Raw genomic sequence first — 14,411 nt, 5'->3', positions numbered from 1 at the left:
ACCTGAGTTTATGCAGGTGCCGAGGTGCGGATCAGGTGATCAAAAGCACTCAGCGAAGCCTTCGCGCCCTCGCCTACCGCAATCACGATCTGCTTGTACGGCACGGTCGTCACGTCACCGGCAGCAAACACACCCGGCAGTGAAGTTTCGCCACGCGCATCGACGATAATCTCGCCGCGCGGGGTCAATTCCACCGTGCCTTTGAGCCAGTCGGTGTTGGGCAGCAAGCCGATCTGGACAAAAATGCCTTCCAGTTCGATGGTCTTGAACTCGCCGCTGTCGCGATCCTTGTACGCCAGGCCGGTGACCTTCTGGCCGTCGCCTTTGACTTCACTGGTGAGCGCACTGGTGATCACGTCCACGTTCGGCAGGCTGTAGAGCTTGCGCTGCAACACGGCATCGGCGCGCAATTTGCTGTCGAATTCGAGCAGGGTCACGTGGCTGACGATACCGGCCAGGTCAATGGCCGCTTCAACGCCGGAGTTACCGCCACCGATGACGGCTACGCGCTTACCTTTGAACAGTGGACCGTCGCAGTGCGGGCAAAAGCACACGCCCCGAGCCTTGTATTCCTGTTCGCCCGGCACACCCATTTCGCGCCAGCGGGCACCGGTGGCCAGAATCACGGTTTTGGACTTGAGGGTCGCACCGCTTTCAAAGCGAATTTCGTGCAACTCACCGGCATTTTTTGCCGGGACCAGGCTGCTGGCACGTTGCAGGTTCATGATGTCCACGTCGTACTGACGCACATGCGCTTCCAGCGCGCTGGCCAGCTTCGGCCCTTCGGTCTCCTGCACGGAGATGAAGTTTTCGATGGACATGGTGTCCAGCACCTGACCGCCGAAGCGCTCAGCGGCCACGCCGGTGCGGATGCCTTTACGTGCGGCGTAGATCGCAGCAGCAGAACCGGCCGGGCCACCGCCGACAACCAGCACATCAAAGGCGTCTTTGGCGCTGATTTTCTCGGCGGCCTTTTCGATACCGCTGGTGTCGAGCTTGGCGAGGATTTCTTCCAGGCCCATACGGCCCTGGCCGAAGTTCACGCCATTGAGGTACACGCTGGGCACCGCCATGACCTGGCGTTCATCGACTTCAGCCTGGAACAGCGCGCCGTCGATGGCGACGTGGCGGATATTCGGGTTAAGCACGGCCATCAGGTTCAGCGCCTGGACCACGTCCGGGCAGTTCTGGCACGACAGCGAGAAGTACGTCTCAAAGCTGAACTCGCCCTTCAAGGCGCGAATCTGTTCAATCACTTCGACACCGGCCTTCGACGGGTGGCCACCGACTTGCAGCAGGGCCAGCACCAGCGAAGTAAATTCATGGCCCATGGGGATGCCGGCAAAACGCAGGCTGATATCGGCACCCGGGCGGTTGATGGAGAACGACGGCTTGCGCGCATCATTGCCATCGGTATTGAGGGTAATCAGCGTGGTGAGACTGGTTACGTCCTGCAAAAGGGCAAGCATTTCCTGGGATTTCGCACCGTCGTCGAGGGAGGCGACGATCTCGATCGGCTGGGTGACCCGTTCCAGGTATGACTTCAACTGAGCTTTAAGATTGGCGTCCAACATACGGGCGATTTCCTGTTTATTCGGTTTATTGCAGACAAAAAAACGCCCGAGCGAATCTCGCCCGGGCGTTTTCGGGGCGGTGCAGCTTACTTAAGGTGCGGCAATCCGCCCTTGATGTTTCACAGACTTAGATCTTGCCGACCAGGTCCAGGGACGGAGCCAGAGTAGCCTCGCCTTCTTTCCACTTGGCTGGGCAAACTTCGCCTGGGTGAGCAGCAACGTACTGAGCGGCCTTGATTTTGCGCAGCAGCTCGGAAGCGTCACGGCCAACACCGCCGTCGTTCAGTTCAACGATCTTGATCTGACCTTCCGGGTTGATCACGAAAGTACCGCGGTCCGCCAGGCCAGCTTCTTCGATCAGTACGTCGAAGTTGCGCGAGATGGTCAGGGTCGGATCGCCGATCATGGTGTACTGGATTTTGCCGATGGCTGGCGAAGTGTTGTGCCAGGCAGCGTGAGCAAAGTGGGTGTCGGTGGAAACGCTGTAGATCTCGACGCCCAGTTTCTGGAATTCGGCGTAGTTGTCAGCCAGGTCTTCCAGTTCGGTTGGGCAAACGAAGGTGAAGTCGGCTGGGTAGAAGAAGACTACAGACCATTTGCCTTTCAGGTCAGCGTCAGTCACATCTACGAAGTTGCCGTTTTTGTAGGCGGTCGCTTTGAACGGTTTTACTTGGCTGTTGATGATAGGCATCGGTGACTCTCCGTCAGTGGTTGAAAAGTTGATGAGATGAATCCTACCCACTCTTTCCCTTGATGGCTCATTGGCAAACCTGATGCTGACGATTGGTTTTCCCTATCAGGTACCTGTATTAATAGAAGAAATCTCAAAGCAGCGGTTGGGTTGCCAAGGTCATGCCTAGAAAGGGTGTCGCTTCAACATAGCGCATGGCAGATTTCATGTCGCTCCAGCCGACGTAACTCATCAGCGACTTCAAATCCCAGCCACTGCGGTGGGCCCACGTGGCAAAGCCACGGCGCAGTGAGTGGCTGGTGTATTGATCCGCAGGGATGCCCGCGCGCTCCAGGGCCTGGCGCAGCAGCGGGATTACGCTGTTGGGGTGCAAGCCCTCCTCGCCCAGGTTGCCCCAGCGGTCTACGCCACGGAACACCGGGCCGCGCACCAGGGCCGAAACGCTGAGCCATTCGCTGTAAGCCTGCACGGGGCACAGCCGCAGCAGTGCCGGGGTCTGGTAGGTCTTGCCGAGGTTGTCGCGGTCACTTTTGCTGCGCGGCAGGTACAGGCTGATGCCGGCGCCTGGCACTGCTTGCACGTGTTCGATGCTCAGGCGGCACAACTCGTCGCTGCGAAAGCCACGCCAGAAGCCCAGCAGGATCAGCGCGGTGTCGCGCTTGGCGCGCAGCAATCGCGGCTGATCCTGCGCCTCACGCGCTTGCCTGGCTTCAACCTCCAGTGAGGCTACCACCTGCTCAAGGTGCTTGAGCTGCAAAGGCTCGGCCTGCTTCTCCTGCGCCGGGTGCACCGCCCGAATGCCCTTGAGCACCTTGCGCACCACGGGCGCCTTGGTCGGGTCCGGGAAACCCTGGCTGGTGTGCCATTGCGCCAGCGCCGAGAGCCGCAGCTTCAATGTGTTGACCGCCAACACCCCGGCATGGGCCACCAGGTAGCGCGCCACGCTGTCGCTGGTGGCTGGCAGGAACCCGCCCCAACTCACTTCAAAATGCTCGATGGCCGCGCGATAGCTGCGCCGCGTGTTGTCGCGGGTGGCGGCATTGAGGTAACGGTCCAGGTCGCTCATGAAAGGCCTATTCGTACTGCTGGCGGGTGTATTAGCGGGTAAAACGCTTATGACACGGGATAATACGCCAATATCCCATCTGTTAAATCATGAATTTGAACGAGTTTTTATTCGTGATAGAGTATGTATCTACATACTACGTACCACAGTACTAAATCGACGGAGACCCCATGGCGCGCGGCGGCATAAACAAAGCAGTGGTTCAAACGGCACGCTTGGCGATCCTGGCCCGCGGCGAAAACCCCAGCATCGACGCGGTGCGTATCGAGATGGGCAATACCGGCTCGAAAACCACGATTCATCGTTATTTGAAGGAATTGGATGACAGCGAAACGCGGCTGACCATCACTGAAGCCCCGATTGACGACGAGCTAGGTGAATTGGTCGCGCGTTTGGCCCAACGCCTTAAAGAGAAGGCGCAGGAGCCTATCGACTTGGCGCTGGCGCAGTTCGAACAACAAAAAGCCGCCCTGCTCGCTCAGGTTGAAGCGCTGGAAGAGACTCAAAACCAGCTCAAGCAGCAATTTGATATACAGGCCGCAGCCCTGGCGGAAGAAAGTGCTGCACTGCAAACCGCGAGCACCAGCCTGCAAACCGAACAAACCCGCAATGCGGGGCTCAGCCAGGCGTGCAGCGATTACGAGCTGCGCATTAATGACAAGGACGAGCAGATTCGCTCGCTCGAAGACAAACACCTGCACGCCCGCGACGCGCTTGAGCACTACCGCAATGCGGTCAAGGAGCAACGTGAGCAGGAACAACGTCGTTATGAGGGCCAGTTGCAGCAGGTGCAGGCCGAACTGCGTCAGGCGCAACAAAGCGCCATGGTGCGCCAGGATGAGATCACCCAACTGCATCGCGACAATGAGCGGCTGCTTATCGAGCACCGCGTGACCAGCAAGGAATTGACCGCCCTGCAGGAGCAATCACGCAAGGAGCAGGCGCAGCAGCAAACACTCAGCGAGCAGCTTGGCCGGATAGAAAGCGAACGAACCCTGCTGCAGGAGCGTTTGCGGGTTGCGGTAGAGGAAGGTCAAGCGCGCCAGGCGGCGCTGAGTGAGCAACAGCAGGTGAGCAAAACCCTGGAACTGGACCTGATCAAGGCCCAGGCCAGTATTGAGGCATTGCGCCTGGCGGCCGTCGTTGCAACGCCGCCAGAGGCAACAACCGACGCCTGATCAGCCCGCCACAGGCGTGCGCATGGTGACGAACTCTTCCGCCGCCGTAGGGTGTACGCCGATGGTTTCATCGAAATGCTGCTTGGTCGCGCCGGCCTTGAGCGCGATCGCCAGGCCCTGGACGATCTCGCCAGCGTCCGGCCCGACCATGTGGCAACCCAGGACCTTGTCGGTGTCGGCGTCGACCACGAGCTTCATCAAGGTTTTCTCCTGGCAGTCGGTCAACGTCAGCTTCATCGGCCGGAAGCGGCTTTCGAAGATCTGCACCTTATGGCCGTTTTTCTTCGCGTCTTCTTCGCTCAGGCCCACCGTGCCGATATTCGGCAGGCTGAATACCGCGGTCGGAATCATCGCGTAATCTACCGGGCGGTATTGCTCGGGCTTGAACAGCCGACGAGCAACCGCCATGCCTTCGGCCAGCGCGACGGGCGTCAATTGCACACGCCCGATCACATCACCAATCGCCAGGATCGACGCTTCGGCGGTCTGGTACAGGTCGTCGACTTCGACAAAGCCGCGCTCATCCAACTTGACGCCGGTGTTTTCCAGCCCCAGGTTGTCCAGCATCGGGCGGCGGCCGGTGGCGTAGAACACGCAATCGGCTTCCAGCACGCGGCCGTCTTTGAGGGTGGCCTTGAGGCTGCCATCGGCCTGCTTGTCGATGCGCTCGATATCGGCATTGAATTGCAGGTCGAGGCCGCGCTTGGTCAGCTCTTCCTTCAGGTGCGTGCGCACCGCGCCGTCAAACCCGCGCAGGAACAGGTCGCCGCGATACAGCAAGGTTGTCTGTGCGCCCAGGCCATGGAAGATGCCTGCAAACTCAACGGCGATGTAGCCACCGCCGACTACCAGCACGCGCTTGGGCAGCTCTTTGAGGAAGAACGCCTCGTTGGAGCCTATGGCGTGCTCACGCCCCGGAATTTCCGGGATCTGCGGCCAGCCGCCCGTGGCGATCAGGATGTGCTTGGCCGTAAAGCGCTCGCCATTGATCTCCACTTGGTGCGGATCAACCAAACGCGCATGCCCTTCGTGCAAAGTCACCCCGCTGTTCACCAGCAGGTTGCGGTAGATGCCATTGAGGCGGTTGATTTCGCGGTCTTTGTTGGCGATCAGGGTTGCCCAGTCAAAGTTCGCTTCACCCAGCGACCAGCCGAAACCGCTGGCCTGTTCAAAGTCTTCGGCGAAATGCGCGCCGTACACCAGCAGTTTTTTCGGCACGCAGCCAACGTTAACGCACGTACCGCCCAGGTAACGGCTTTCGGCCACCGCCACTTTGGCGCCAAAACCCGCAGCAAAACGCGCTGCGCGCACACCGCCGGAACCGGCGCCAATTACATACAGATCAAAATCGTAGGCCATTTCACTCTCCTCGGCAGCTCATCAGCATACCGACTTACATGGGGCTGAAAAACGAAAAAGCCACCCGAAGGTGGCTTTTTAGGCGGGCTGCTGTGAATCAGTAAGCCTTACCGGTCTTGTAGAAGTGCTCGTAGCAGAAGTTGGTGGCCTCGATGTAGCCTTCAGCGCCACCGCAGTCGAAGCGACGGCCTTTGAATTTGTAGGCAATCACGCAGCCATCTTTGGCTTGCTTCAACAGGGCGTCGGTGATTTGAATCTCGCCGCCTTTGCCTGGCTCGGTTTCTTCGATCAGCTTGAAGATGTCCGGCGTCAGGATGTAACGACCGATAATCGCCAGGTTCGAAGGTGCATCTTCCGGCGCTGGTTTCTCAACCATGTCACGCACGCGAATCAGGCCATCACCGATGTCGTCGCCGGCGATCACGCCGTACTTGTTGGTTTCCTGAGGGTCGACCTCTTGAACCGCAACGATGGTGCAACGGTATTTCTGGTACAGCTTGACCATCTGGGTCAGTACGCCGTCGCCTTCCAGGTTAACGCACAGGTCGTCGGCCAGGACCACGGCGAACGGCTCGTCACCGATCAGCGGGCGGCCGGTGAGGATGGCGTGGCCAAGGCCTTTCATCTGGGTTTGACGGGTGTAGGAGAACGAGCACTCGTCGAGCAGTTTACGGATGCCGACCAGGTACTTTTCCTTGTCGGTGCCCTTGATCTGGTTTTCCAGCTCGTAGCTGATGTCGAAGTGGTCTTCCAACGCGCGCTTACCGCGGCCGGTAACGATGGAGATTTCGTTCAGACCGGCATCCAGTGCCTCTTCGACGCCGTACTGAATCAGTGGCTTGTTCACCACCGGCAGCATCTCTTTGGGCATGGCTTTGGTCGCTGGCAAGAAGCGAGTGCCGTAACCGGCTGCTGGGAACAAGCATTTCTTGATCATATAAGTCCTTACAAAGGGCTGTGCGTACGGAATTCGGCGCAGTCTAATCAGGCCGCAGTCACCTTACAATGGGTCCTGCTGGCGTTGCGATGTCAACATAGAGAAAAAATCCGCGCGTAAGTTCCGCTGATCCTACGAAGAGCATTCACTCATGGCGCGACAAAACCAGCCTTTACTCCTTCACTTAAAAGGGCCTCAATGGTTTTAGCATGCTTTTCGATGCAGGGCACTGACCTGCAACAACTTGCGCGCCGCAGGGCCAATTGGCGCTATCATTGCGCGATTGAACCAGACTACGAGATTAATAGATGTCAGAACCAAAAGGCGTAAACGGCTACCTGATCACCCAGCGAGCGGACGGCTGGCACCTGATCAACTTCCACGGCGACAGCGTCGCTGGGGTATTCGCGAGCGAAAGCATGGCCATTGCGGTGGCTGAAGTGTTTGTGGACGAAGCCGGTCACGCATCGAGCAAGCGCCCCAAGGACAAAAAGTAAGCGCTATTGCGTTGCGCACAAAGCCCCGGTCGACGGGGCTTTTTTGTGTTTGTCTGTACCTTGATGGCCGTTCGCTATAATCTTGCTGAAAACGCCCCACGACAGTGTCTGCGCCCCTCCTACACCCTCGACGACGACCCAACTCATGAACAAGATTCTGGCACTGACTGCGGCCCTGGCGCTGATGACCGGCTGCACCACCACGTCCGACACCTACCTGAAAAACGGCGAGCAAGGCCTGACCATCGACTGCTCGGGCGAGGCCAACTCGTGGGCCAGTTGCTACGAAAAAGCTGACGCTTCGTGTGCAGGCACCGGTTACCGCATCGTCGGCACCGAAGGCACGCCGGCACTCAAGGAAAGCGACAAGACTCTGGGCAAAGACGTGGGCAACTTCAAGAGCCGCAGCGTCGTGGTGGTGTGCAAGTAACCCTGCGCGTTACAGATGAACTTCGGCGAACTTGATACCCAGGCCACGCAAGGTCTCGATCAGGTCATCCAGGCGCGGGAATGACTCAACCTCGTCCTGATCGTCTACCAGGAAGTAACTGCGGCCGCCGCTCTTCTTGAAAAATACGATCCACTCGCCCAGGTCGGCGGGGTTCTGGATGACATGGGTGGCCGATATCTGGCCTTCGGCATGTCGGGCTTTAACGTGTTCTCGTTTCATGTAGGACTTTCCACGAAGGACAAATGCCGCGCAAACCCAGGGTTTGAGCGGCATCTTTACATTGAATGGCGCATTGAATGGCCGACAGTTTAACGGATGCCCTGCCCGATCAGCACGCCCTCTAGCGTCTGGCCATAAAGATTGACCCCGTCATTGGCGTGAAACTTGACCCGGGTTTTCTCTATCGAGCCCTCAACCAGGCGCGGGTCCTGCGGCCGTTCATGGCTGTTGACGTAGGCCGCCACATCCCACGCCTGCTGATCGCTCAGGCTGCCACCCTCGCCCAGTGGCATGTTGTGCTTGATGAAGGACGCAGCCGTGTTGATTCGATGCATGCCGGCGCCCCAATTGTAGGAGTCCTTGCCCCACAGCGGTGGCATCACATAGCTGTCACCGACCTTTTGCCCCTGCCCTTCACCGCCGTGGCACACCGCGCATTGACCCTTGTACACCTCGGCGCCCTGGGCCAGGTTGTAACCCTTGGCCGGTTGCGCCACGTCCGGGTAGCCGCGCCCCGCAAGCTCCACACCCAACGGCGCTTTGCTGGCCAACCAGTAGGAATAGACTGACAGCGCGGTAATCTCGGGGCTGTCGGCGGCTGGAGGCGTGCCGCCATTCATGCTGAACTGGAAGCAGCCCTGCAAGCGCTCGGCAAAGGTGTTGACCTTGTCGTTCTTCTTTCGGTACGCCGGGTACATCGGGTACGCGCCCCACAGAGGCGCCGAGTTGGCCAGGCGACCTTGATCCAGGTGGCAATTGCTGCAGTTGAGCCCGTTACCGACAAACTCAGGCGCCAGACGCTTGGTATCGACGAACAAGGCGTAGCCCTGGCGCACCAGCTTGCCGTAGGCATTGTCGGGCAGCTCGCTTTCCTGCGGCGGCTGGAATTGCTCGGCCGCTGCAGGCTTGGCCAGCGGCTGCAACTGGGATTGGTCTTCCATGGCAATTGGCGCCGCATGGGCAGGCAGTGCAGCCAGCAAGCCGAGTACCGACGCTAAGGTGAATTGCTTCATGGCTTGGCCTCCGGCTTCAACGCTGCAAAATACTGGGCAACGCCCTGTACTTCTTCTGCCGTCAGGGACTTGGCAATATGGCCCATCAAATCATTAAGGTCGTTGTGGCGACTGCCGTTCTGCCAGGCCATCAACTGCGCCGCCAGGTAAGCGGCAGGCTGGCCCGCCAACGGTGGGAATGCATCGCCTACGCCAGCTCCGGCAGGCCCATGGCAACTGACGCACGCGGGAATCTGCCGCTCCCAGGCGCCTTGCAACGCCAGTTTTTGCGCGGCGCCCACCGGCATGTCACTGCGGTACGCCGTTGCGACGGCCGGAAACGGCATCGTTGCGACCGCTTCGCTGAGCGCCGTCACTTCCTCTTCAGTCAGCGCCTTGGCCAACGGCTGCATCACCGGATTGCTGCGCGCCCCGCTGCTGAAGTCAGCCAATTGTTTGCGCACATACGCGGCCGGCAACCCTGCGAGCCTGGGGAAACCGGCGGCCGCCAGGCCCAACCCATCGGCACCGTGGCAAGCCATACAGGGCATGGCGCCCGGTTGCGATCCGCCTTCGGTAAACAGCTTTTTTCCGTCCTGCGCGTGGGTATTGCCCAATAGCAACAGCAACGCGCTGCCTATCAACAGTCGTTCCAGAGACATCATCACGGCTCCTTCCTTATAGTTATATGCTTAGACTACAAACGCATAAGCCTACAAATAGTAGGGCAATGATCCTCAGGCGACAACACTCAAATAAACGCAAAAAAAAGCCCGACCCTGCCAAGGCAGGGTCGGGCTTTTCTATCGGGATCAGTAAGCGGATAAACCAAAGACTTAGCCGGAGATGCAATCCTCCGCGGCTTTCTTGATATCGCCTGGGCGGATCGGCACATTTGACATGCTCTCATAGAGCTTGATACTGCTGCCGCTGGAGCGGTCTTCAATCTCGAGGATCGCCGAAGGGTCAGCCGAGAATTTCTGCGGCACAATCACCTGTACGCCGTCCTTGTGCGGCTCAATCTGCGACGGCCGGCGGGTCGCTTCCAGTTTACGGACCACGCACGCGGCATATTCAGGCGGTTTCTTGCCAGAAATAACCACCAGGGTTGGCGGGGTCTGCTTGATATCTGCAACCGAAGCACATCCACCCAACGCCAAGGCCAGAACCAACACACTCCACTTCATACTTAAACCTCCGATAAAGACCCTACGACAGCGTAGAGAGGAAATTTCTCCCGCTGATGTAGGATTTATCTCTGAAAACTCGGGAAATAACTGTTTTAAATTGTCGAAGTCGTCGACGACGACCCGATAATAATCGCGTCAGGGCTGATAAACTCTATCTTAACCTACGTATCATTCTGATTTTTCAGAAAAAGCCCTTCTGGAGACACCCCCAATGAAATTCATCCACCAGCGCGAGCACCTCAACGAGGGCGACATCGTTGTCATCGAATGCTCGCAGACCTGCAATATTCGCCTGATGAGCGATGCCAATTTCCGCAGTTTCAAGAACGGCGGCCGCCACACTTACCATGGCGGCGCGTTTGACAAATTCCCGGCGAAAATCACCGCACCCAGCACCGGGTTCTGGAACATCACGCTGGATGTGGTCACGCGCCGCGCCATCAGCGTGACCCGCAAACCTGCGCTGTCCCACAAGATCCGTATCGTTCGCCGTACCAGCACCAAGCTGAGCTGAGCCGAACCCTCGACAGGAAAACTGCTGTGACCAAATACGTAATCAAATACAAGCTCAACGGCGAACGTCGCTTTGAATTTGCCCTTCTGCAGGCAGGAAGCGTTGAAGAAGCCAAGGAAGCCCTGGCAAAAATCCACGATGCCAGTGACGAAGTCACCGACATCAATGTGAGCAAGGCGCTGTAATCCATGCCAGGCCCGACGGCTGATCTGTTCGCTGAGGACGCCTTGCAGCAACCGGCGGGGCGCGAGCAGATTGGCGAAGAGTCCTACGTGCTAAGGGGCTTCGCCTTGCCCTGGATTGACCGCCTGCTGCCTGAGCTACGACTGATACTGGCCCAATCGCCGTTCCGGCAAATGGTTACGCCCGGCGGTTTCACCATGTCGGCAGCGCTGAGCAGTTGCGGTGCACTGGGCTGGACCACCGACAGCACCGGCTACCGCTACAGCCCCATTGACCCACGCAATCAACAGCCGTGGCCGGCTATGCCCGAGACCTTGCGTGAACTGGCCAGGCTGGCGGCAGCCGAAGCTGGCTTCAGCGCGTTTGCGCCGGACGCCTGCTTGATTAACCGCTATGTGCCCGGCGCCAAGATGTCCCTGCACCAAGATAAAAACGAACGGGTCTATAGCGCCCCAGTCGTTTCAATCTCCCTGGGTTTGCCGGCTGTATTCCTGTTTGGTGGCCACGAGCGCAGCGACAAAACCCAGAAAGTCTCACTGTTCCACGGCGACGTAGTGGTGTGGGGCGGTGTCGACCGTTTGCGCTTTCATGGGGTGATGCCGATCAAGCAAGGCGTGCATCCGATCATGGGCCCGCAACGCATCAACCTGACCTTTCGCACCGCCGGCTAATTTGACCGCAAGCTTCAGAGTGCCGGCCATCTGCAACGCGGTTAATCTGGGCGTGATCCGTCAAGAGTGCAGGCCATGACCACCGAACAAGACCCACGCTGGGCCGCCATCGTCGCCCGTGATGCCAAGGCCGACGCCCTGTTTGTCTACGGGGTTAAAACCACCGGCGTGTATTGCCGCCCCAGCAGCGCCTCGCGTTTGCCGCGCCCGGAAAACATCGAGTTCTTCGACACGGCGGCGCACGCTGAAGCAGCGGGTTATCGCCCCAGCAAGCGCGCAGCCGGCGACCAGACTCAACTGGCGGCCCACCACGCCCAATTGGTGGCCGAGGCGTGCCGACAGATCGAGCTGGCTGAAACCCCGCCCAGCCTGGAAGTACTCGCCCATGGCGCCGGGCTAAGCGCATTCCATTTTCATCGCGTATTCAAAGCCGTCACCGGCCTGACACCCAAGGCCTATGCCAGCGCCTTGCGTTCGCGCAAAGTGCGCGACAGCCTCAAGGGCGAGCATTCGGTGACCGACGCGCTGTATGACGCGGGCTTTAATTCCAACAGCCGCTTTTATGAATCAGCCGATCAACTGCTCGGCATGAAGCCCCGCGACTACAAGGCCGGCGGCACCAACAGCAGGATTCTTTTTGCGCTGGGCCAATGCTCACTGGGCGCGATTCTGGTGGCGCAAAGCCAACGCGGCGTGTGTGCGATTCTATTGGGCGATGACCCGGACACCCTGCTGCGCGACTTGCAAGACCAGTTCCCCAAAGCCGAACTGGTCGGTGCGGACCCTGCGTTCGAACAGTTGATCGCCCAGGTCGTGGGTTTTATCGAAGCCCCTGCCCTGGGTTTGAATTTGCCCCTGGATTTGCGCGGCACCGCGTTTCAGGAACGGGTGTGGCAAGCACTGCGCGACATCCCGGTGGGCAGCACCGCCAGCTACGCGCAGATTGCTGCGCAGATCGGCGCGCCCAAGTCGTTTCGTGCGGTGGCCCAGGCGTGTGGCGCCAACAGCCTGGCCGTGGCGATACCCTGCCACCGCGTGGTACGCAGTGATGGCGAGCTGTCAGGCTACCGCTGGGGCGTAGAGCGCAAGCGGCAGCTGCTGGAGCGCGAACAGTCGGTGAAACCCTAGCGGATGCCGATATACACACCGGCTGCTATCTGAGCGCTTGCAGCACCGTCTGCTTTAAAGCGCCAGTTTTCGTTTACGGAATTCGGCCACCTTATGCCGGTTGCCACACAACGCCATGCTGCACCAGCGGCGCTTGTGAGCCTTGGTCCGATCATAGAACCACAGGATGCATTCCGGATGCTCGCAGCGGCGAATCAAGTTGAAGTCGCCGACCACCAACAAGTTCGCCGCTGCTTCGGCAATCGGCGATAAAAATTGCTCGGCGGTCTGCACTTTGCGTTGGCGCTCCAATTGCGGCGCTCCGGATGCCGGCCAAACCAGTTGCGGATGGCTCACCGCCTTGCGCAAGAAGCCGTTGAGGGCCGCCGGGTTGGCCGCCTGGCCCTGCTTGCGGGCGGCGACCAATTCACGAACCACCTCACGCAACTCCCGCGCGGCACGCAGCAACGCGCCATCTGCAAATACCGGCACGCCGCCCTCCTCGGCCCACTGCAAGCGCAGCAGCCAGCGCTGCACGTCGGCGTCTGTCTGCCAGAAATCCCACGGCACGCCGTCGATGTTCGCCAGGGTATTGAGCATGTCCAGTACCGGCTCATCGGCCAGGACATAGGGTTCGGGCGGTGCGGTGGTGGGCGTTGAAATGGCCATGATGAGTCCTCTTGATCACCGCGCAATCGTAACCGCTATTTTAACGGTTGGATAGTTACAGCGGCTCGAAAGCTAACCTGTTTAATTAATTTGACAGGTTACATATTTTGGCGCAGCTTTTTAAGCAGTAACCCGTATAACTAACCAATCAAGTTACAAAAGGCGCCCTCATCATGTCTATCCAAGCCCCTGTCGTTCGCTACCACCACATCGATGCCGACGGTGTGCGCATGTTCTACCGTGAAGCCGGCGACCCGGCGGCCCCGGTCATTTTGCTGCTGCACGGTTTCCCGAGTTCTTCGCACATGTACCGTGACCTGATCCCGCTGCTGGCCACGCGTTTTCGGGTGATCGCGCCGGATTTGCCGGGCTTTGGCTTCACCGAAGTGCCTGCCGAACCTGACTACCACTACAGCTTCGATAACCTGGCAACCACCGTGGGGCATTTCGTCGATGCGCTGAACCTGACGCGCTACGCCCTGTACGTCTTCGATTACGGCGCACCGGTTGGCCTGCGGCTGGCCGTGGCGCACCCACAACGGGTCAGTGCGCTGGTCTCGCAAAATGGCAATGCTTACCTGGAAGGCCTGGGCGATGCCTGGGCACCGATTCGTGCCTATTGGGCCGAACCCAGCCTGGCCAACCGCGAGGTGATCCGCAACGCGGTGATCAGCCTGGAAGGCACGCGCTACCAGTACCTGCATGGCGTGAGCACACCTGAGTTGATCGCGCCGGAGGCCTACATGCTTGATGTGCTGTTGATGCAGCGCCCCGGCAATGACGAGATCCAGTTGGACCTGTTTCTCGACTACCGCAACAACCTCACGCTGTACCCGGCGTTCCAGGCGTTTTTCAAGGCCACGCAGGTGCCGACGCTGGTGATCTGGGGCGAGCACGACCCGTTCTTCATTCCACCCGGCGCCCACGCTTACAAGGGCGACAATGCCAATGCAGTGGTCGAGTTGCTGGACACCGGCCACTTCGCCCTGGAAACCCACGCCGCGCATATTGCCGAGCGCATTCACGCGGTACTGGGGCATGCCATCGACTGACCTGAGCGCACGAAAGTACTGCTTCGTCCAGTGAATAAAACAGACTGGCCGGGTGCCAATG

At 59.2% G+C, this 14,411-nt stretch carries 18 protein-coding genes; 8 read left to right on the top strand and 10 right to left on the bottom strand.

Annotated features, from left to right (window positions below; genetic code table 11):
- Positions 1 to 8: 8 nt before the first annotated feature.
- From ahpF to FFI16_RS11495, 3 genes are all read right to left on the bottom strand, one after another.
- The gene (gene ahpF, locus FFI16_RS11505; RefSeq protein WP_138817746.1) at positions 9 to 1,574 is read right to left on the bottom strand and encodes an alkyl hydroperoxide reductase subunit F; all 1,566 of its coding nucleotides are present in this window, start codon (positions 1,572 to 1,574) and stop codon (positions 9 to 11) included.
- A 127-nt stretch (positions 1,575 to 1,701) separates the two neighbouring features.
- Positions 1,702 to 2,265 carry an alkyl hydroperoxide reductase subunit C gene (gene ahpC / locus FFI16_RS11500; RefSeq protein WP_003173835.1) on the bottom strand — a complete coding sequence of 188 codons (564 nt, stop codon included), beginning with the start codon at positions 2,263 to 2,265 and terminating at the stop codon, positions 1,702 to 1,704.
- Positions 2,266 to 2,398: 133 nt separating this feature from the next.
- Positions 2,399 to 3,331: a site-specific integrase gene (locus FFI16_RS11495; protein ID WP_138817747.1), complete on the bottom strand. Its 933-nt coding sequence runs from the start codon at positions 3,329 to 3,331 to the stop codon at positions 2,399 to 2,401.
- A gap of 170 nt (positions 3,332 to 3,501) precedes the next feature.
- On the opposite strand from FFI16_RS11495, the gene FFI16_RS11490 reads away from it, so the two are divergent.
- Positions 3,502 to 4,509: a DNA-binding protein gene (locus FFI16_RS11490; protein WP_138817748.1), complete on the top strand. Its 1,008-nt coding sequence runs from the start codon at positions 3,502 to 3,504 to the stop codon at positions 4,507 to 4,509.
- On the opposite strand, the gene gorA is transcribed toward FFI16_RS11490, so the two are convergent.
- The gene (gene gorA, locus FFI16_RS11485) at positions 4,510 to 5,868 is read right to left on the bottom strand and encodes a glutathione-disulfide reductase (RefSeq protein WP_138817749.1); all 1,359 of its coding nucleotides are present in this window, start codon (positions 5,866 to 5,868) and stop codon (positions 4,510 to 4,512) included.
- A gap of 97 nt (positions 5,869 to 5,965) precedes the next feature.
- A complete protein-coding gene (gene galU, locus FFI16_RS11480) occupies positions 5,966 to 6,805 on the bottom strand; it encodes a UTP--glucose-1-phosphate uridylyltransferase GalU (protein WP_003212579.1) in 840 nt (279 codons plus the stop codon).
- 308 nt (positions 6,806 to 7,113) lie between these two features.
- On the opposite strand from galU, the gene FFI16_RS11475 reads away from it, so the two are divergent.
- Together FFI16_RS11475 and FFI16_RS11470 are read left to right on the top strand one after the other, a co-directional pair.
- Positions 7,114 to 7,302 carry an aromatic amino acid lyase gene (locus FFI16_RS11475; RefSeq protein WP_138817750.1) on the top strand — a complete coding sequence of 63 codons (189 nt, stop codon included), beginning with the start codon at positions 7,114 to 7,116 and terminating at the stop codon, positions 7,300 to 7,302.
- Positions 7,303 to 7,447: 145 nt separating this feature from the next.
- Positions 7,448 to 7,732: a hypothetical protein gene (locus FFI16_RS11470; protein WP_017135492.1), complete on the top strand. Its 285-nt coding sequence runs from the start codon at positions 7,448 to 7,450 to the stop codon at positions 7,730 to 7,732.
- A 9-nt stretch (positions 7,733 to 7,741) separates the two neighbouring features.
- Here FFI16_RS11470 and FFI16_RS11465 read toward each other — a convergent pair whose 3' ends face one another.
- The 4 genes from FFI16_RS11465 to FFI16_RS11450 form a co-directional block, all read right to left on the bottom strand.
- Complete coding sequence (locus tag FFI16_RS11465) at positions 7,742 to 7,972, bottom strand: hypothetical protein (protein WP_138817751.1); 231 nt, start codon at positions 7,970 to 7,972, stop codon at positions 7,742 to 7,744.
- An 89-nt stretch (positions 7,973 to 8,061) separates the two neighbouring features.
- Positions 8,062 to 8,985, bottom strand: coding sequence for a c-type cytochrome (locus tag FFI16_RS11460; RefSeq protein ID WP_138817752.1), 924 nt, complete (start codon positions 8,983 to 8,985; stop codon positions 8,062 to 8,064).
- Positions 8,982 to 9,629 carry a c-type cytochrome gene (locus FFI16_RS11455; protein ID WP_138817753.1) on the bottom strand — a complete coding sequence of 216 codons (648 nt, stop codon included), beginning with the start codon at positions 9,627 to 9,629 and terminating at the stop codon, positions 8,982 to 8,984. The genes FFI16_RS11460 and FFI16_RS11455 overlap by 4 nt, the downstream gene beginning before the upstream one ends.
- Before the next feature lie 171 nt (positions 9,630 to 9,800).
- The gene (locus FFI16_RS11450) at positions 9,801 to 10,151 is read right to left on the bottom strand and encodes a hypothetical protein (RefSeq protein WP_138817754.1); all 351 of its coding nucleotides are present in this window, start codon (positions 10,149 to 10,151) and stop codon (positions 9,801 to 9,803) included.
- A 214-nt stretch (positions 10,152 to 10,365) separates the two neighbouring features.
- Between FFI16_RS11450 and FFI16_RS11445 the strand changes: the two genes are divergently transcribed.
- The 4 genes from FFI16_RS11445 to ada all read left to right on the top strand — a co-directional run bounded on the left by FFI16_RS11445 (position 10,366) and on the right by ada (position 12,650).
- On the top strand, positions 10,366 to 10,668 hold the full coding sequence (locus FFI16_RS11445; protein WP_003173824.1) for a DUF1883 domain-containing protein: 303 nt from the start codon (positions 10,366 to 10,368) through the stop codon (positions 10,666 to 10,668).
- A 26-nt stretch (positions 10,669 to 10,694) separates the two neighbouring features.
- Positions 10,695 to 10,853, top strand: coding sequence for a hypothetical protein (locus tag FFI16_RS30470; protein WP_178112668.1), 159 nt, complete (start codon positions 10,695 to 10,697; stop codon positions 10,851 to 10,853).
- A gap of 3 nt (positions 10,854 to 10,856) precedes the next feature.
- Positions 10,857 to 11,522: a DNA oxidative demethylase AlkB gene (gene alkB / locus FFI16_RS11440; protein ID WP_138817755.1), complete on the top strand. Its 666-nt coding sequence runs from the start codon at positions 10,857 to 10,859 to the stop codon at positions 11,520 to 11,522.
- 75 nt (positions 11,523 to 11,597) lie between these two features.
- The gene (gene ada / locus FFI16_RS11435) at positions 11,598 to 12,650 is read left to right on the top strand and encodes a bifunctional DNA-binding transcriptional regulator/O6-methylguanine-DNA methyltransferase Ada (RefSeq protein WP_138817756.1); all 1,053 of its coding nucleotides are present in this window, start codon (positions 11,598 to 11,600) and stop codon (positions 12,648 to 12,650) included.
- Positions 12,651 to 12,704: 54 nt separating this feature from the next.
- On the opposite strand, the gene FFI16_RS11430 is transcribed toward ada, so the two are convergent.
- Positions 12,705 to 13,298, bottom strand: coding sequence for an ABATE domain-containing protein (locus FFI16_RS11430; RefSeq protein ID WP_138817757.1), 594 nt, complete (start codon positions 13,296 to 13,298; stop codon positions 12,705 to 12,707).
- 173 nt (positions 13,299 to 13,471) lie between these two features.
- Here FFI16_RS11430 and FFI16_RS11425 point away from each other — a divergent pair, with 173 nt between their 5' ends.
- Positions 13,472 to 14,350 carry an alpha/beta fold hydrolase gene (locus tag FFI16_RS11425; protein ID WP_138817758.1) on the top strand — a complete coding sequence of 293 codons (879 nt, stop codon included), beginning with the start codon at positions 13,472 to 13,474 and terminating at the stop codon, positions 14,348 to 14,350.
- The last annotated feature ends 61 nt before the right edge of the window (positions 14,351 to 14,411 follow it).

The sequence above is a fragment of the Pseudomonas sp. KBS0710 genome (assembly GCF_005938045.2).
Taxonomy (GTDB): Bacteria; Pseudomonadota; Gammaproteobacteria; order Pseudomonadales; family Pseudomonadaceae; genus Aquipseudomonas.
This window is presented reverse-complemented; position numbering and strand designations above follow the sequence as displayed.